Genomic DNA, 17727 nt, shown 5'->3' on the forward strand with positions numbered 1-17727 from the left:
TTTCAAACGGTTGACCTGTCGAAGACGTATTGCGGCAGACGCCGGACCTTGTGAAACTCTTCCATCTCTTTCCTCATGGGAATGGACCGGTTCTGCCGGCCCATAACGAAGGTTCGTTTTTTGTTTTAAAACGCCGCCGACACGAACCGACCCGGCAGGCGTTATTCATTGTAGCGCAAAGAACGCGAAAACCTACAGGGCTTTTCTCGGCCCACGCGGCTTCGCGATCATCCGCCCGTGCTTCGGACAAAGCCTTTTCTGCCCCGAAAGCAAGGCGGATCACGCAATTGGATCAAGGAACTTGCATAACGCCAGATTCTTGGAAAATGCAAGGCAAGCCATGCTCAAGAACGGCCATTCCTGTCGTTCAGCCGCGCTCGCCCTTCACAATTGCGGCGCGGATGACCGAAAGCACGCGTTCCGGCTTGATATCCGTGCAGACGAGCTGGCTCGGATGCCCGTCCCAGTCGCCCGGCGGAAAGGCGCGGCCATCCGGCTTCTGGATCGTCTGGCCATCGGCAAGTCCACCGCAGACCACACGTACCGGGCCGCTGCGGGTCTCAAACAGTTCGGGTTCAACGAGATAAACGCAGGCGCAGCTATCATGCACCACCATGCCATCGCCGGTGCGCGTTTTGTAGAAATCAATGTAGAATTGCGACAGGTCGGAAAGCAGCTGCACCGGCTTGCCGCCGGCCTTGGCCATCTCCGCCATGAAGGCGCTGGTCATCACCGTTTTTGTCGTCACGTCGAGACCGACAACCACCACCCGCCAGGGGGCGGTGAAGACAAGATCGGCCGCTTCCGGATCGCCGTGAATATTAGCCTCGGCCGCCGGGGAAACATTGCCGTTCATGTCGAAGGCGCCGCCCATGACGATGACCTCTTTCACCAGCGCCGCCACGTCCGGCTCCTCGCGTAGCGCCAGCGCCAGATTGGTCATGCGGCCAACGGCAATCAATGTCACCTCGCCGGGATTGGCCTTGACCGTCTCAATGATGAAGCGATGCGCCGGGCGCGGATCAAGCGGCAGGTCGATGGTTTCAGGGATCTCGATATCGCCGAGGCCGTTTTCACCGTGAATGAAGGTCGGCCAGTGGCCTTCCTTGCGGGCGGGATCGAAGGTCACACCGGCGCCCTTCGCAACCGGTGCGGTCATCTGCCATTCCCGCTTGAGGAAGAGCGCATTGCGGGTGGTGATATCGATGGGGGCGTTGCCGAAAACCGTGGTGACGCCGATCAGATCGATATCGGGATGGCGATGCAGGAACAGAAGCGCCATGGCATCATCTACACCGGGGTCCGTATCGAATATCACTTTATGCATAATGCCCTCATCCGTATGTCCTGAGCGTCACCGCCGCTTCTGGCGATGCGCCACGGAAACATACCGATAAGCGGCAGCACCGCAATCCCCCCGCCTGCCGGCGCTCAGAGAGAAAAATATTGCGCGGCAGTCTTTTCGGTGAAAGAAGAGGTCCTCTCCCGCCGCCTGCCCGGACATTCCAAGTGCAAGACATCGCCCTCAACGTTTTCGTCGTTCTTTTCTGCGTCGCCATCTTTGCCGGATTTATCGATTCCATTGCCGGCGGCGGCGGTCTCATCACCATTCCGGCGATGCTGATCATGGGCATTGCGCCGCTGGACACGCTCGGCACCAACAAGCTGCAATCGCAGTTCGGCTCGGCCTCCGCCACCATCGCCTATGCCCGGCGCGGCCATGTCAATCTGAGAGAACAATTGCCGATGGGCCTGATGGCCATGCTCGGCGGCGGGCTCGGCGCCGTCACCGCCGCCTTCGTGCCCGCCGATCTGCTGCGCACCATCATGCCGTTCCTGCTGATCGCGATTGCGCTTTATTTCGCCTTCAAGCCACAGCTCAGCGATATCGACAGCCACCGCCGCATCACGCCCTTCGTTTTCGGCCTGACGGTTGCTCCGCTGGTAGGATTTTACGACGGCGTCTTCGGCCCCGGCGCGGGTTCGTTCTACATGCTGGCCTTCGTGGCGCTTGCCGGGTTCGGCATGCTGAAGGCAACCGCCCATACCAAGCTTCTGAACCTCGGTTCGAACTTCGGCGGCTTCGTCGTTTTTGCGATCGGCGGTGCGGTTCTCTGGAAGCTTGGCCTTGCCATGGGTGTCGGCCAGTTCATCGGCGCACAGATCGGCTCGCGCTTCGCCATGAAGAACGGCGCAAAGATCATCCGGCCGCTGCTGGTGCTTTCCTGCCTGGCAATGGCGACGAAGCTGCTGCTGGATGCCTCATCCGCATGGTCCATCGCCACGATCTGGGATTCGATTTTTCCGAAATAGCGGGTTGAGCGTTTCCATCCGAACCGGAAACGCCATTAACCTCACCCGGCAGCGCGACCGCGTCTGCGATCGGCTATTTCCCTGATCACCACCATCGCGCCGACAAGCTTGTAGGTGGAGGAATAACAGGGCGACATTTCCAGCGACTTCACGACGGTGCGGCCGTTCTGGTCTTCGGCATAAGTATATTTCGACGTATTGCCCTTGAAGCAATTGTCCAGCTTCTCACGCAGATCGTTCTGAAAGCGGTGTACGCCGACAAGCTCGGCGATATGACATCCAACCAGCCCCTCCGGCGCATTGCGCTGGAAGGCATCGAGAGCATTGGCAAAGGACACGCGATAGCCGGGAGAAACGATGACCACGGGCTCGTCCAGGTCGTTGAGCATGTCTTCATCGAGGACCAGATGCCTGTGGTGCCACTCCAGAGTGTCCTCGTCCTCGTCACCGATAACCTTGGCCTTCAGCGGCATGCCGACATAACGGTCGACCAGGGTTCGCAGAAGCTCGGAATTGCGCTGCACGCAGCCGAGATCTTCCGCCTCATGATTGAGGAGATCGATGGCGAAACGGAACTGCTCGCGAATGTCCTCGGAGCTTCCAGTCTGACGCCCGACAACCCGCTCGAGAAGCTGCTCCAGTTCACGCTCCAGCACCGCGATCTTGTCGGCCTCGTTTTTACCAACGGCAGATTGCAGTTCCGTATAACGCAGCCAGAACAGCTCAATCAAATCTTTCAACCCAACTCTCCCTGAACGGGCAAACACACACCGTTCCCAATCCGAACGGATGGACCCTGTATCCCCTTATTGTAGCGTCTGCGCGTTTAAAAATGACGTAACAAAGCGCGCAAACGCCGCAGGGATTGTTGTCCAAAATATCACAGCCGACGCTATTTTTTCAATTTCGATAATCCATGAACGAAAAATGAGGTTCCACTAATATGGAAAAATATCGAAATACACAAATTCGCGGGCGAAATTTGTGAAACTCAAACACAATCAACGGCGCGGCAATCGCTTCAAATCCGGTGCTTCACGTCCCAGCGGTCGTGATACCACAGCCATTGGCCGGGATATTCGCGCACCCAGCTTTCCACCTTGTCGTTCAGAAGCTGTGCGGTCGCCTGAATATCGACATTGCCTTTTTCGTCGCGAGGGATCTCGACCTTCGGCTCGATTTCCAGCCTGTAGCGATTGTCCGGCAGACGCACGCAGCGGGCGGGATAAACATCGCAATTGAACTGCCGCACCAGCTTGGCCAGCAGCGGATTGGTGCGAACCTCAAGCCCGAAGAACGTCGTCGTCAGCCCCTTGCTGAACTTCTGGTCAACGAGAACGCCGACACCGCCGCCTCTTTCCAGCTGCCGCGCGAGCGCAAAGGAAGAGCCGGCATGCGACGGCACGAGATTGCCCATACGTTCCTTGCGGAAATTGAACACCTTGTCGGCGACATACGGATTGTTCGGCGGCCGGAACAGCACCGTCACGTCGAGACCGAAGGCGGAGCTGGCCACCGGCAACAGCTCGAAATTGCCGCTATGGGCGGTAAAGACGATGAAGGGCCGCGGATTGTCGCGCAGCTCCAGAAAGGTCGGAATACCCTCGACCTGAATACGGCCCGGCTCGTTCTTTTCCGGATCGAAATCGAACAACCGGTCGAGAAAGACATATTCCGCCGCCAGCCGGCCCATATTGGCCCAGCTATCCATGGCGATCTCAAGCCGCTCCTCTTCGGACTTCTCCGGAAAGGCGCGCGCCAGATTGTAAAGCATCAGCTTGTGGCGGCCGGTTTTCGGCCCCACGAAGCGCGCCAGCCGGTCGGCGGCGCGAATGCCCGCATCGGCGGGAAAAAGTTTCAGCAGGTTGAGAAGGCCGAAGGCGAATGTCGCAATCAGCCACTGCCGGAAGTGGTCCAGTTTCAGGACGATCCGTGTCAGGAACAGCTTCAAGATGCTCAGTCCATCCGCAGAACGATCTTGCCGAACACCTGGCGCGTTTCCATGCGCTCCAGCGCCCGGTCGATATCGTCGAAGGTCACTTCGGTGTCGATGACGGGGTGAACAATGTCGCGCGCCATCTTCTGCATGGCATTGGCCATGTTTTCCATGCGGCAGCCGAAGGAGCCGAGCAGCTTCAGCTGCTGCTGGAACAGCATCATCAGGTTGATATCGGTGGAGACACCTGACGTAGAGCCGCAGGTGACGAGGCGGCCACCGCGCTTCAGCGAGAACATCGAGGCCACGAACGTGTCCTTGCCGACATGTTCGAACACCACGTCGACACCCTTCTTTTTCGTCAGCTTGCGCACGACGCCTTCGAAACGGTCGGTCCGGTAATTGATGACGTGGTCGGCGCCAAGCGCCTTCGCCCGTTCGATCTTGTCGTCAGAACCGACAGTGGTGATGACGGTGCAGCCCATCTTCTTGGCAAGCTGGATCGCCGCCGTGCCGATGCCCGAACCGCCCGCATGGATGAGGATCGTTTCGCCGGGCTCAAGCTTGGCATTGTCGAACAGCATATGCTCGACCGTACCGAAGGTCACGGGTGCCAGAGCCGCAGCAACGGCGTCAATGCCATGTGGTGCCGGCACGAGCTGGCGCGCTGGAATATTGATCTTCTCCTGCGCAAAACCATCGAGATGGAAACCGTGCACGCCCTGCACATGTTCGCACAGATTGTCGCGGCCTTCGCGACAGGGCTTGCACAGCCCGCAGGTGCGCGCACCGTAGATCGACACGAGCTGGCCGGGCAAAACATTCGAAACGCCCGGACCGATGGCTTCCACCACACCGGAGGCCTCGGCACCGATGGTCAGCGGCATCTTGCGCTTGGCGAAAGCCATGCCGCGCCAGCCCCACACGTCGATGTGGTTGAGCGCAACGGCCTTGACGCGCAGCGTCACCTCGCCCGGCGCGGGTGCGTCCGGTTCGGGCAGGTCCACTTTTTCGAGCTTCCGGTCGTCGACGAGTTGAAGAGCGCGCATATTTCAGTCCTTCGCCCAGGGGCGTTTATCTGGGGCCGTTTATCTAAAGAGCTATTCCAGCAAACCTCTGTATCGGTTTTGCGGCCGGAATGCGTAATCAAAGAAGCGAGAGCGTTTCCGGATTGGTCGGGCCGGAAACGCTTCTGTTTGTGGCGGAACCGGTTAAGCCGGTTCCCGCGTCATGACAAGGCTTGCATTCTGTCCGCCAAATCCGAAGGAGTTGGACAGAACCGCACTCACCTCAGCATCCCGCTTCACATTCGGCACCACATCGAGCGAAATGGTCGGATCGGGATTGTTGTAGTTGATCGTCGGCGGCAGGGTGCCGGTCAGCATCGTCTGCAGCGAGAACACGGCTTCCACGGCCCCTGCTGCGGTCAGGGTATGGCCGATCATCGACTTGTTGGAAGACAGCGGAATATTCTTCAGGCCTTCGCCGAAAACGGCCAGCATCGAGCCATATTCCATCTTGTCGTTCTCAGGCGTCGAGGTACCGTGGGCGTTGATATAGCCAATATCGCTTTCTGCCACGCCCGCATCGGCCAATGCCGCACGGATCGTCGCAATCGCCGGGCCGCCATCGGGCGAAGAGCGCGTGCGGTGGAAGCTGTCGGCCTTTTCACCGGCGCCCTTGATGATGCCGAGAACCTTGGCCCCACGTGCAACAGCGGATTCCAGCGATTCCAGCACCAGTGTGGCTGCACCTTCGGCAATCACGAAACCATCGCGATCCTTGCTGAATGGCTTGGAGGCCTTTTCCGGCGGGTCGTTCTGGGTCGAAAGCGCGGAGAGAAGCGAGAAGCGGATCAGCGCCTCGGCACTGACCGAACCGTCGGTCGCAACCGTCAGCGCCCGTTCGGTGCGGCCCTGGCGAATGGCCTCGACGCCGAGCTGGATCGCGGTCGCACCGGATGCACAGGCCGTGGACAGCGTGACGGGCAGGCCACGGGTACCGAAACGGTCGGACAGACGCTCGGAAATCGCGCCGAACAGCGCCGCTTCCTGGAACGCCGGGTCGGGACGCTGGCGGAAGGCCGTCAGGAAACGCTCATAGGCATCGCCCGGCTGGGCAGCTGGCGGAGACCGGTCGGCAAGCTCGAAGCGGGCGCTCCATTCCGGCTCGATCGGCGGCGCGGCCAGAAACAGCGGGCCGTCGAAATCACCTGAAATACCGGCCTGGGCGAGCGCCTCGATGGTGGTCTCGCGCGCAAAGGCATAGGAACGCTCGACGGAATTCGGAACCGGAATATCGATGAAATCGACCGTGCCGCTGATGCGGGTCGAAAGCCCCTCGGTCGGAAAACGGGTGATCTTGTGAATGCCCGACTTGCCCGCCGTCAGCGCCGCCCAGTTATCGGCAAGCCCCTGCCCGAGCGAGGTGATGATGCCCATGCCGGTGACGGCGACGATCGGGCGACCGAGATGATCCTTGAAATTGGAAGTCATGGTCTTTCTCCTCAAACGTCACGGGACAGAACGGCGACACCTTCGCCGCGCACATGGCCGACGGTGGTGACGACGGCTTCGCTGGCCGCCTCGCCCATGGGCTTTTCCGCCTTGGCGTCGAAGGTAGGAACCCTGGCGCCGCTTTCAAGCGTAAGCGCAGCCAAAGCCAGGCCGAGCGGAAACTGCGCCTCAAGTCCGTGGCCGGTGACACCGCCGAAACCGCGAATGGCGGCCTTGGGCAGGGTCTTTTCGAGAATATCCTTCTCGCGCCGGGTAACGTCGTCATAACCGCTTGCGCCGGAAAACACGACGGTCGCAGCACTATCCTTTGCCGGGGCAAGCAGGCGCTCCATGCGCTTTTCCATCTTGCCATCATCACGGCTGCCGCGATCGCCCTCGATGGCGTCGATGCGGGCATAAATGCGCGCGCCGCGTTCGCTGGCATGCTTGCGCGATTCCAGCACGAGGAATGCGCCAAGCGAACCGGAAATCATGCCGCCGCCGTTCTGGTTCTCACGCGACCACAGCGGCTGCCAGCCGCCCTGCGCATGTGCACCGATGGCTTCAAACAGCAGAATCATGTCGGGACGTTCCGCCGAGAAAGCGCCGCCCACCAGCGCATGGCTCGATTCGCCGGAGCGGATGCGGTGGAACGCGGTTTCAACGGCGGAAATGCCGGCCGCTTCCTCACCCATGAAGGTACGGGAAGAGCCGGTAACCTTGTGCACGATGGAAATATTGCCGGCCATCAGGTTGGAAAGCTGGGCGAGAAACAGCGTCGGGCGCAGCTCGGTCGTCAGCTTCTCATTGAGCAGCTTTTCGCGGTCATTGCGCTTCAGCGCTTCGTCGACGATCAGCGTATCGACATTGATGTCGCGCTCGCCGCCGCCGGCAGCAACGATCATGTCCATGGTGGCGCAGGCTTCAGCATTTTCCTTCAGCCCGGCATCGTCGAGTGCCAGACCGGCGGCGAACACGCCGAGCCGCTGCCAGTTTTCCATCTGGCGCTGGTCGCCACGCTTGGCGATCTGGGCGGACCAGTCGATTTCCGGCATGGGATGGACCGGGTAGGGTTTGAACTTTTCGGTCTCAACCACCGTTTCAGGCGCCGCCGTTCCCGAAAGAAGCGCCACATGCGCCTGGCTTCCGACGCCGTGACAGGTCACGATGCCGACCCCTGTTATCACCACATCATTGTCAGATTTCATCGTCTGTCATCCTTTGCAGCCGGCCCCATCGAAACGGTCACGGCTATCCAACAGCGGTCGCGAACAACCACTTCATGCGTTGCGGAATAAAGCGCGCGATGCGGATTGGCAATGGCGAAGGCCCGATCCGCCGCCGCCAGCCCACGATTTTCATGCATCAAACCGGGCCGAGGGGGAAAATGCCCTCTTTCGAGATCGACGGAAGCGCTTATTTCTGCGCATCCGCGGCAATTGCCGCCATCAGGCCCACTTCCTCGGCCCGCTTCTTGACGATGGGACCAAGCGGAATTTCGCTGAACGGCATGGTCCGCAGTTTCAGCTGCGCGTCGCAGACTTTTTTGCCGGCGGAAGTGATCTTCGCCTTGGTAACGGCAAAACCGGAACCGTCATGCTCCAGCACCGCCTCGATGTCGAGAACAGCACCCGGCTCCACGAAGGTCCGCATCTTGGCGCCATCGACCGACATCAGGAACGGCATGGAGGCGAAATCGCTGAACGCCAGAACCATCATGCCGGAAGCCTGCGCCATGGTCTCGATCAGAAGCACACCCGGAACCAGCGGCATGCCGGGAAAATGTCCCTCGAAAACCGGGCTTTTATCCGGAACGATGGACTGCGCCTTCAGCGTGCGCGTCGCCATGTCCACGGCTTCGACCTTGTCGATCATCTGAAAATATTCAAGCAGCATTCGTCCGGCCCGTCTCTGGTCGGTTAGTCATGGTTTGCCCGCAGGCGGCAACAAAAGAAAATGCCCGCTGGAAGCGGGCATTGTCACATCAGCCCTTGGCTGCGCGCAATTCGTCGATCTTGGCGCAAAGGTTCTTCAGCACGAAATATTCTTCGGTGGAAACCTTGCCTTCGTTGACTTCCTGCGTCCACTGCTCGAGCGGAATCTTGATGCCGAATTCCTTGTCGATGGCAAAAACGATATCCAGAAAGTCGAGGCTGTCGATGCCCAGATCGTCGATCGTGTGGCTTTCCGGCGTAATGGTTTCGCGGTCGATTTCGCTGGTTTCGGCGATAATGTCGGCAACCTTGTCGAATGTAGCTGTCACGCCCATAATCCTTATTGTCGTTCGTATGAATTATCCTGTCTGACGCACCACATAGGCAAGTCGCACAAAAAAGCCAATGGTTTCGTGACGTAACTTTGAAATTTGCCCTGAAACTGTTGCCTAAACAGCAACCGAATGGCGGCCGCGTCCATTGCCGAGATAGGTGTCGAAGATTGCCGCGATATTACGGACGAAAGGCTTTCCCGCCTCCGTTACCGCAAAAATATCGGCGTCCAGCCGCACCACGCCGTCCCTGTCGAAGGCAGCAAAATGCTGTGCCTGCTTCGTGACGGAATGGCTGACCTTGCCGAAACGGTGCCGCAGATCCGAGAGGTCGAGCGAGAAATCGCACATCAACCTTTCGATCACATGCGAACGGAGATGATCGTCCTCCGACAGCTCAATTCCCTTGACGACGGCAAGACCGCCCTCGCCCGCCAGACGCTGATATTCCCCGGTCGCCGCCATGTTCTGCACATAACCCTGCGGCAACCTGCCGATCGACGATGCGCCAAGCCCGATCAGCGCATCGGCCGTATCGGTGGTATAGCCCTGAAAATTCCGCCGCAGCTCTCCGTCCTCGGCCGCCCGGCACAAGCTATCGGCAGGCTTGGCGAAATGATCGATGCCAACCGGCCTGTAACCCGCCTGTTTCAACATTTCCGCCGCCATCGTCATCTGCCGGTACCGTTCGGCAACATCCGGCAGGGCCTGTTCGGGGATCAACGACTGGTGCTTTTTCATCCAGGGAACATGGGCATAACCGAAAAGCGCGACCCGGTCGGGATTAAGCGAGACGATCTTTCCGACCGTCTTTTCCAATGTCTCGCAGGTCTGGAACGGAAGCCCGTAGAGAATGTCGCAATTGACCGAATGAACGCCCCTCGCCCGAACGGCATCCACCACCGATTGCGTCTGCTCGAAGCTCTGTATCCGGTTGATGGTTTTTTGCACTTTGTCATCGAAATCCTGAACGCCGAGACTCGCCCGTGTCATGCCGATGGCCGCAAGCGCATCATAGCGGCTGTCGTCGAGGTCGTTCGGGTCCATTTCCACGCTGATTTCGGAGGCCAGCCCAAAGGTGAAATGACGCTTCAGACAGTCCATCAGGCTTACCATGTCCTCGGGCCTCAGCATGGTTGGCGAACCGCCGCCAAAATGCACCGCGCTCACCACGGCATCGGGGGAAACCAGAGCGCCGACGGCCGCGATCTCCCGCTTAAGTGCTTCAATATAAACAGCAATCGGTTCATATTTCAGCGTGTGCTTGGTGTGACAGGCGCAGAACCAGCACAGCCGGTCGCAATAGGGAATATGCAGATAAAGCGATATACGGTTCCGGCGGCCGAGCGCGCCCAGCCATTGCCGGTAAGTGCCACTATCGACTGCTTCGTGAAAATGCGGCGCGGTCGGATAGCTCGTGTAACGCGGCACGGCGCCCGAATATTTGCGAAGAAGTTCGGTATTCATCACCCGATTTGCCTTTTATCAAGAAAATGTCGATTTCCTCCCTTTCAGTAGCGGCTGCGACAGTTTGCAACTTTGACTTCAATCAAATCGCGCCTTAAGTTCTTGCTAAAGTAGACGCGGGGGCGACGGCTACACGGCGCAAGCCTCAGAGAGACCGGATTTTACACCCACGGTCGCGATCGTTCCGAAAAAGCCAGCATTGGAAAAGGCTTATGGACACGTTGCAGAAGACCATCCACAATTCGGAAGAACCCGTCATATGCCGCTCCTGCGAGGCGCGTCACGGCGGTCTTTGCAGCACGTTGACGCCACAGCAGCTTTGCGACCTCAGCCGTCATTCCAGCCGTAAAAAACTGGAAGCGGGCAATGAGCTGCTGGGCCAGGGGGAACTTGTCACCTCCTACGGCAATATTCTGAACGGCGTGGTGAAACTGTCGAAAATGATGTCGGATGGCCGCCAGCAGATCGTCGGCCTGCAATTCGCACCGGATTTTCTCGGCCGCCCGTTCATGGCGGAAAGCAAGATGACGGCGGAAGCGGCAACGGATGTGGAAATTTGTCTCTTCCCGCGCCGCGTCGTCGACCGGATGATTTCAGAGGTTCCGGACATGGAGCGCAAGCTCCATAGCCAGTCGCTGAAGGAGCTGGACGAGGCGCGCGACTGGATGCTGACGCTCGGGCGCAAATCCGCGCAGGAAAAGGTTGCCAGCTTCCTTTATATGATCGCCACGCATATCGACCCGGAAAACGACGATAAATCGTCTTTCGACCTGCCGCTTTCACGCGCCGACATCGCCGATTTCCTCGGCCTCACCATCGAAACGGTGAGCCGGCAAATGACCAAGCTGCGCAAGGAAGACATCATCCGCATCGAGAACAACCGCCATATCACGGTGCCTGATCTCGGCGCGCTGAGCGACGCCGCCGGCAACGACTGACCGGCATCCCGCAAGTTTTCATCGGCCCTGAAGGGATGGCGTTCCGATGTTGATGTAAGGCGCCCGCGCCTGAGCGGGTGCGAGCGCAAAACCGGCAAGAACCAGCAAAGCAGCGATGCATCTCATGATATTTCACCCTGTATGCCGCCTTTTCAGCGGCCTGTTTGTTATGTCTGCATCTTAACTGGCAAACTCATCCATCCGCTTAACAACTTGGGTAAGCGGATGGTTCAAAGGCAGGGTAAAGAAGAGGTTATGCTTGCAGTGTCCTAGGCGGAAAAAAGGCTGCTGAAGCGATCAGGCTTTCCACGTCGTGAACAAAATTGCGACAAGCGAAAGAGGACTGGGCGTACCAGACAGCACAAACGCTAAAACACAAGCGACGCCATAACCCAGCCACCAAAAACGATATCGCGTGGTGGCGCCAAGCAGGCAAAGACCGATATTCAAAGCAAAGATCGAAATACCGAGAAATAGCGACGGGCTGACATCAAGTGAGCGCAGGATCGCAGGCAGAATGCCCAATAAAACTGCAAGGACCAAAAGCATTTTTGGATTGCGCATTCAAATCATAACCGATTTTCGCAGAATTATTGTTCAAAATCTAATGCACGCCTATGACCACGGCGTGAATTTATTTGAAATTTACTGCGAAGCAGCAGGCGTCGCAACCGGCTTCTGGTTTTCGCCAAGCGCCCGCAGTTCCGCGACACGGCGCTTGTATTCGGCTTCCGAAATCTGGCCGTTGCGGCGTGCAGCACCGAGGCGCGACAGGTTTGATTCCATGGTGGAGGCCTCGTCGTCGCCCATCTGGGTGCCGGCGGCCGTCATCGGCGCTGAAAAGGTCGGATAGGTTCCGGTGTCGCGCTTCTGGCTCACCGCATTGTCGCTGACGGGGCGCGGACCGACGATTTCGGCGGTCGGGCGGCGCATATGCGCGGGAGCGACGATCGGTTCAGGTGCCTTGCAGGCGGCAAGCGTCGTGGCGAACATGACGCCGGACAGCGAAAGAACGGCGATTCTCGCGGCGTTTTCCACATATGTTCCCCATGTGCCCATGTGCTTGCCCATCGTCATGTTCCGCCTGTAAGGATATCTGCCGATATCGAATTCGACTGCGGTTCAGCCCTTTGCGGCCTCCCCTTGCTGGTGGAACTTGTATTCGTTTTCATGCAGAATGTGCAAACACAAATTTGGCGGAGGATGATGCATGGCGGGTGTTGACGGCGGCGCTGGAAAAAAGGGTGGCAAAACACCCGGTTTCGACGCCAGCTCAGCCGAGGCCTACCTGATCCGCGATCCGGAGACCTTCGCGGTCAACATTGCCCGTGCGCTTGAAAATCTTGGCAAGGCCGCGTCCGAATGGCTGGCGCCGCGCGAGCGTGGCGAAATCCCCCAGGCAAGCGCCGATCCCGTCACCGATCTCGTCAAGACGCTGTCCGATGTCGCCGAATACTGGATGGCGGAACCGAAACGCTCCCTCGAAGCGCAGACCCATCTCCTCTCCAGCTATTACGAGCTGTGGGCAAAATCGGTGGCGCAGTTTTCCGGCGATGCCGATTCGGCCTCGGCGACGCCGGCCGAAAGCGGCCCTGCGGAGCGCCGCAACAGGCGTTTTGCCGATGCCGACTGGCAGGCCAATCCTTTTTTCGATTTTCTCCTCAAAGCCTATCAGACCACCGTCGGTTTTGCCGACCGGATGGTGACGGAGGCAGACGGCCTGGATGAACACACCCGCACCAAGGCGCTGTTTTACATGCGCCAGGTAACGGAGGCGCTCTCACCCGCCAATTTCGTCTTCACCAATCCGCAGGTCTTCCGCGAGACGGTCGCCTCCAGCGGCGCCAATCTCGTCAAGGGCATGGCGCAGCTGGCGGAAGATGTCGCGGCAGGCCATGGCCACCTGAAACTGCGCCAGACGGACTACAGCAAATTCATCATCGGCCAGAATATCGCCACAACCCCCGGCAAGGTGGTCGCGAAAAGCCCGCTCTGCGAGATCGTCCATTACGCACCGACGACGAAAAAGGTTTTCAAACGGCCGCTGCTGATCGTGCCGCCATGGATCAACAAATTCTACATTCTCGATCTCAATCCGCAGAAATCCTTCGTCGGCTGGTGCCTCGAGCAGGGCCATAGCGTCTTCATGGTCTCGTGGATCAACCCGGATGCCCAGCTGGCGGATAAAGGCTGGGAAGATTATATCCGCGAAGGCATCGATTTCGCCCTCGACACGATCGAGGAAAGGACCGGCGAAACGGAAATCAACGCCATCGGTTATTGCGTCGGCGGCACGCTTTTATCCTCGGCACTGGCGCTGCATGCACAGGAAGACAACGGGCGCATCCGCAGTGCCACGCTGCTCGCCGCCCAGACGGATTTTGTGCATGCCGGCGACCTCAAGGTCTTCATCGATGAAGGCCAGCTTACGGCGCTCGACAGGCATATGCAGGCGGTCGGCTACCTCGACGGCTCGATCATGGCCACCGTCTTCAACATGCTGCGCGCCTCCGATCTTATCTGGCCCTATGTGGTCGATAATTACCTGCGCGGCACGGAACCCCTGCCCTTCGATCTGCTCTACTGGAATTCCGATTCGACCCGGGTGACGGCCGCCAGTCACTCCTTTTATCTTCGCAATTGTTATCTCGACAACAATCTCGCCCGCGGGCTGATGCGCGTGGCAGATAAACGGATCAATCTCGGCGACATCAAAATCCCGGTCTATGATCTCGCCACCCGCGACGATCATATCGCCCCGGCAAAATCCGTCTTCACGGGTGCTGCCCTGTTCGGCGGGCCGGTGGAATTCGTGCTCGGCGCGTCCGGCCACATAGCCGGCGTCGTCAATCCGCCGCAGCTTGAAAAATACCAATATTGGACAGGCCCGTCACCGGCCGGAGACTTTGATGCCTGGCAGTCCGCCGCCACCGCCCATAAGGGTTCCTGGTGGGTGCACTGGCAGAACTGGATCGAAAGCCAGAATGGCGAGAAGGTAAAGGCGCGAAAACCGGAAGACGGCAAGCACCCCGTGCTCGGCGATGCGCCGGGAACCTATGTCCTTTCGTAGGATGTCGGTGAAAAAGATGGCCACACACGACCGAAAGGTGTCTTCCACCGGCGTTCCCCTCACCCTCATTCCTGTGCTTGTCACAGGAATCCAGCCGACGCGCGTCTGCGCGGCGAAAGACTCGTTTCAGCCCAGGGACTTGGGCTGGCCGGATCCCTGTGACATCCTCGGGCTTGTTCTGGGGAACAGGGATGAGGGATAAAAGATCCCGCAAACACACACGCTTACCTTCAAGGCATCATGTTCTTCACGCCCCCGCTCATTCCCGCCACGCTGATCGCCCGTTATAAACGCTTCCTGTTCGATGCCGTCCTGGAGGATGGCACCGCAATCACCGGATCCTGCCCCAATACCGGCTCCATGCGCGGGCTGACGACGCCGGGCTCCCGCATCTGGCTGTCCGAACATGACAGCCCGACCCGCAAATACCGGCACATGCTGGAAATGGTCGAGGCCGATGGCACCACGGTCGGCATCAATACCGGCATGCCCAACCGGCTGGCGGAAGAGGCTATCCTGAACGGCCGCATCCCCGAACTCGGCGGCTATTCGACGATCCGGCGCGAACAGAAATATGGCCGCAATTCGCGCATCGACTTCCTGCTGTCCGAGCCCGGTCGGCCGGATGCCTATGTGGAAGTGAAGAACGTGCATTTCATGCGCGAGAAGGGGCTGGCCGAATTTCCCGATACGGCCACCAAACGCGGTGCGAAACATCTGGAGGAGTTGGGTGACGCAGCGGAAGCCGGTTATCGTTCGGTGATGCTCTATCTCATCCAGCGCGACGATTGCGACCGGATGCGCATCTGCGATGATCTCGATCCCGTCTATGCGCTGGCATTTCAGCGGGCCATGGCGCGCGGTGTGGAGGCATATGCGGTGAAATGCGAGGTCTCCCCGGCACAAATTTCGGTCAGCGGAACGGTTAAGATGGACGAATGGCGTCCGGCTGTTTTATGAACAGGGACGTAAAGAGACAGAAAGCACTAAGATGGTCACCTATATCGACGCAGCCTCCGCCCCCCTCAAGAATACAGGCGTCATCCGCCTCTATAACTCTGAGGACTTCGACGGGATGCGCAAGGCGTGCCAGCTGACGGCGCGCTGCCTCGATGAACTTGCGGCAATCGTCAAGCCGGGCGTCACCACGGATGCCATCGATCGTTTCGTCTTCGAATTCGGCGCCGACCACGGTGCGCTTCCGGCAACACTGAATTATCGCGGTTATACGAAATCCGTCTGCACCTCGATCAACCATGTGGTCTGCCACGGCATTCCAGACGAAAAGCCGCTGCGCGACGGCGATATCGTCAATATCGACGTGACCTATGTGCTGGATGGCTGGCACGGCGATTCAAGCCGCATGTATCCGGTCGGCCAGATCAAGCGCGCCGCCGAGCGGCTGATGGAAGTGACCTATGAATGCCTGCTGCGCGGCATCGCGGCGGTGAAGCCCGGCGTGCGCACCGGCGCAATCGGCGCGGCGATCCAGGCCTATGCGGAAGCCGAGCGTTGCTCGGTGGTGCGCGACTTCTGTGGCCACGGTGTCGGACGCCTGTTCCATGACACGCCCAATATCCTGCACTACGGCCGTCCGGACGAAGGCCCGGAAATCCGCGAAGGCATGATCTTCACCATCGAGCCGATGATCAATCTCGGCAAGCCGCATGTGAAGGTGCTCTCGGACGGCTGGACGGCGGTGACGCGCGACCGTTCCCTTTCCGCGCAATATGAACATGCGGTCGGCGTCACGGCCACCGGCTGCGAAATCTTCACGCTGTCGCCCGGCGGCTTCGACCGTCCGGGCCTGCCGCCGCTTCCCCCCGCATAAGGCCAGACCCGCCTATGGCAAAACGCCCCGCCCCGCCTTCCGCCGATCCTTCACAAACGTCCGGCTTTCAGGCAGGCGAAGGCGATCTTTTCGACGGAGCGGATGAGCGCGGCTTTTTCGCCGAACCAAGAAGCGCCCCGAAAAAACCGGCCGCGGCCGTTGCGGAACAGGAAGCGGATGCCGCCCATTTTCACGGCCACCGGGACCGGTTACGGGCGCGCTATCGCGATGGCGGCGACACGGCGCTTGCCGACTATGAATTGCTAGAGCTTTTGCTGTTCCGGCTCATCCCCAGACGCGATACCAAACCCATCGCCAAGGCGCTGATAGCCCGCTTTGGAACCCTGGGCGGCGTGCTCGGCGCGCCGCTGCCGCTTCTGCAGGAGGTAAAGGGCGTGGGCGAGGCCGTAGCGCTCGACCTGAAGCTCGTCGCCTCCGTTTCCCAGCGCATGCTGAAAAGCGAAATCCGCAACAAGCAGGTTCTCGGCTCCTGGTCCTCTGTCATCGACTATTGCCATGCCGCCATGGCCCATGAAACGCGCGAGCAGTTCCGCATCCTGTTCCTCGACAAGCGCAATGTCCTGATCGCCGACGAGGTACAGGGCCAGGGAACCGTGGACCATACCCCGGTCTACCCGCGGGAAATCGTGCGCCGCGCGCTTGAACTTTCATCTACCGCATTGATTTTAATACATAATCATCCAAGTGGGGACCCCACCCCGTCCCGCGCGGATATCGAGATGACCAAAACCATCATCGATACGGCAAAGCCGCTCGGCATCACCGTTCACGACCATATCATCATCGGCAAGGACGGCCACGCAAGCTTCAAAGGCCTCCGGCTGATCTGAAGTAGAAGCGAGAGTTTAAGAAAGGCTGCAACCCACAAGAGCGGCATCAACACAAAATTAACACCTATAAATTAGCATTTCCGAAAATAATAAATCAAGGCATCGAACCTTGATGCCTGAAGGAACGGGGGTGCTTTATGTTTAATGGAGTGCGTTTCTTTCGCGATAGATCCGGCTCGTCTGCTGTCGAGTTCGCCATCGTCGCACCGATATTCTTTCTCGTCCTGCTCACCATGATCGCCTATGGCATTTATCTGATGGCGGCCTATTCGGTGCAGCAGATCGCCGCCGATGCGGCCAGAACGGCGGTTGCCGGGCTGAACACGACCGAGCGCCAGCAGCTGGCCAGGGATTTCGTCACCAAAAGCGACCTCAGTTACGCCTTCATGGACAAGAAGCGTTTCACCGTCGATGTCGCCACAGATCCCGCCAATGCCAACCAGTTCACGGTGAAGGTCGAATATGACGCCCGCGATCTGCCGATCTGGAGCCTCTACAGCTACACCCTGCCCGAGCCGGTCATTCGGCGTTTTTCCACCATCCGGATCGGAGGAGCATGA

Annotated in this window: 18 protein-coding genes; 7 read left to right on the forward strand and 11 right to left on the reverse strand. The window is 59.1% G+C overall.

Translation table 11 applies throughout. The features are described 5' to 3' along the window. Window positions 1-367: 367 nt before the first annotated feature. Window positions 368-1327: a nucleoside hydrolase gene (locus tag AGR13A_RS07590; RefSeq protein WP_080834538.1), complete on the reverse strand. Its 960-nt coding sequence runs from the start codon at window positions 1325-1327 to the stop codon at window positions 368-370. Window positions 1328-1509: 182 nt separating this feature from the next. On the opposite strand from AGR13A_RS07590, the gene AGR13A_RS07595 reads away from it, so the two are divergent. After that, on the forward strand, window positions 1510-2313 hold the full coding sequence (locus AGR13A_RS07595; RefSeq protein ID WP_080834540.1) for a TSUP family transporter: 804 nt from the start codon (window positions 1510-1512) through the stop codon (window positions 2311-2313). Between the two features lie 41 nt (window positions 2314-2354). On the opposite strand, the gene AGR13A_RS07600 is transcribed toward AGR13A_RS07595, so the two are convergent. The 8 genes from AGR13A_RS07600 to hemN all read right to left on the reverse strand — a co-directional run bounded on the left by AGR13A_RS07600 (window position 2355) and on the right by hemN (window position 10477). Beyond that, window positions 2355-3053: a hypothetical protein gene (locus AGR13A_RS07600; protein ID WP_035223295.1), complete on the reverse strand. Its 699-nt coding sequence runs from the start codon at window positions 3051-3053 to the stop codon at window positions 2355-2357. A gap of 281 nt (window positions 3054-3334) precedes the next feature. Further along, entirely contained in the window at window positions 3335-4264 is a 930-nt protein-coding gene (locus AGR13A_RS07605) for a lipid A biosynthesis lauroyl acyltransferase (protein WP_035223292.1), read from the reverse strand. Window positions 4265-4269: 5 nt separating this feature from the next. Next, on the reverse strand, window positions 4270-5298 hold the full coding sequence (locus tag AGR13A_RS07610; RefSeq protein ID WP_080834543.1) for a zinc-binding dehydrogenase: 1029 nt from the start codon (window positions 5296-5298) through the stop codon (window positions 4270-4272). 162 nt (window positions 5299-5460) lie between these two features. After that, window positions 5461-6744 carry a beta-ketoacyl-ACP synthase gene (locus AGR13A_RS07615; protein ID WP_035223286.1) on the reverse strand — a complete coding sequence of 428 codons (1284 nt, stop codon included), beginning with the start codon at window positions 6742-6744 and terminating at the stop codon, window positions 5461-5463. Window positions 6745-6755: 11 nt separating this feature from the next. Further along, window positions 6756-7952, reverse strand: a complete 1197-nt coding sequence (locus tag AGR13A_RS07620; RefSeq protein WP_035223284.1) for a beta-ketoacyl-ACP synthase — start codon at window positions 7950-7952, stop codon at window positions 6756-6758. A 208-nt stretch (window positions 7953-8160) separates the two neighbouring features. Further along, window positions 8161-8640 carry a 3-hydroxyacyl-ACP dehydratase FabZ family protein gene (locus AGR13A_RS07625; protein ID WP_080834544.1) on the reverse strand — a complete coding sequence of 160 codons (480 nt, stop codon included), beginning with the start codon at window positions 8638-8640 and terminating at the stop codon, window positions 8161-8163. A gap of 88 nt (window positions 8641-8728) precedes the next feature. Further along, window positions 8729-9013 (reverse strand): acyl carrier protein, encoded by a 285-nt coding sequence (locus AGR13A_RS07630; protein ID WP_003495848.1) that lies wholly within the window; start codon window positions 9011-9013, stop codon window positions 8729-8731. A gap of 114 nt (window positions 9014-9127) precedes the next feature. Then, on the reverse strand, window positions 9128-10477 hold the full coding sequence (hemN, locus tag AGR13A_RS07635) for an oxygen-independent coproporphyrinogen III oxidase (RefSeq protein ID WP_080834546.1): 1350 nt from the start codon (window positions 10475-10477) through the stop codon (window positions 9128-9130). A 212-nt stretch (window positions 10478-10689) separates the two neighbouring features. Between hemN and fnrN the strand changes: the two genes are divergently transcribed. Further along, window positions 10690-11415: a transcriptional regulator FnrN gene (fnrN, locus tag AGR13A_RS07640; protein ID WP_035223274.1), complete on the forward strand. Its 726-nt coding sequence runs from the start codon at window positions 10690-10692 to the stop codon at window positions 11413-11415. Window positions 11416-11712: 297 nt separating this feature from the next. Here the strand turns inward: fnrN and AGR13A_RS24520 are convergent, their stop codons facing one another. Both AGR13A_RS24520 and AGR13A_RS07645 read right to left on the reverse strand, forming a co-directional pair. Continuing rightward, window positions 11713-11979 carry a hypothetical protein gene (locus tag AGR13A_RS24520; RefSeq protein WP_139786030.1) on the reverse strand — a complete coding sequence of 89 codons (267 nt, stop codon included), beginning with the start codon at window positions 11977-11979 and terminating at the stop codon, window positions 11713-11715. Between the two features lie 81 nt (window positions 11980-12060). Continuing rightward, window positions 12061-12486: a hypothetical protein gene (locus AGR13A_RS07645; protein ID WP_308400180.1), complete on the reverse strand. Its 426-nt coding sequence runs from the start codon at window positions 12484-12486 to the stop codon at window positions 12061-12063. Between the two features lie 139 nt (window positions 12487-12625). On the opposite strand from AGR13A_RS07645, the gene AGR13A_RS07650 reads away from it, so the two are divergent. The 5 genes from AGR13A_RS07650 to AGR13A_RS07675 all read left to right on the forward strand — a co-directional run bounded on the left by AGR13A_RS07650 (window position 12626) and on the right by AGR13A_RS07675 (window position 17727). After that, window positions 12626-14485 carry a PHA/PHB synthase family protein gene (locus AGR13A_RS07650; protein WP_080834550.1) on the forward strand — a complete coding sequence of 620 codons (1860 nt, stop codon included), beginning with the start codon at window positions 12626-12628 and terminating at the stop codon, window positions 14483-14485. 240 nt (window positions 14486-14725) lie between these two features. Further along, entirely contained in the window at window positions 14726-15445 is a 720-nt protein-coding gene (sfsA, locus tag AGR13A_RS07660) for a DNA/RNA nuclease SfsA (RefSeq protein WP_080834554.1), read from the forward strand. 31 nt (window positions 15446-15476) lie between these two features. Continuing rightward, window positions 15477-16316 (forward strand): type I methionyl aminopeptidase, encoded by an 840-nt coding sequence (gene map / locus AGR13A_RS07665; protein WP_035223263.1) that lies wholly within the window; start codon window positions 15477-15479, stop codon window positions 16314-16316. Between the two features lie 14 nt (window positions 16317-16330). Next, complete coding sequence (gene radC / locus AGR13A_RS07670) at window positions 16331-17167, forward strand: RadC family protein (protein ID WP_035223260.1); 837 nt, start codon at window positions 16331-16333, stop codon at window positions 17165-17167. A gap of 137 nt (window positions 17168-17304) precedes the next feature. Next, on the forward strand, window positions 17305-17727 hold the full coding sequence (locus AGR13A_RS07675; protein WP_035223257.1) for a TadE/TadG family type IV pilus assembly protein: 423 nt from the start codon (window positions 17305-17307) through the stop codon (window positions 17725-17727).

Source organism: Agrobacterium genomosp. 13 str. CFBP 6927, assembly GCA_900012615.1.
Classification (GTDB): Bacteria; Pseudomonadota; Alphaproteobacteria; order Rhizobiales; family Rhizobiaceae; genus Agrobacterium.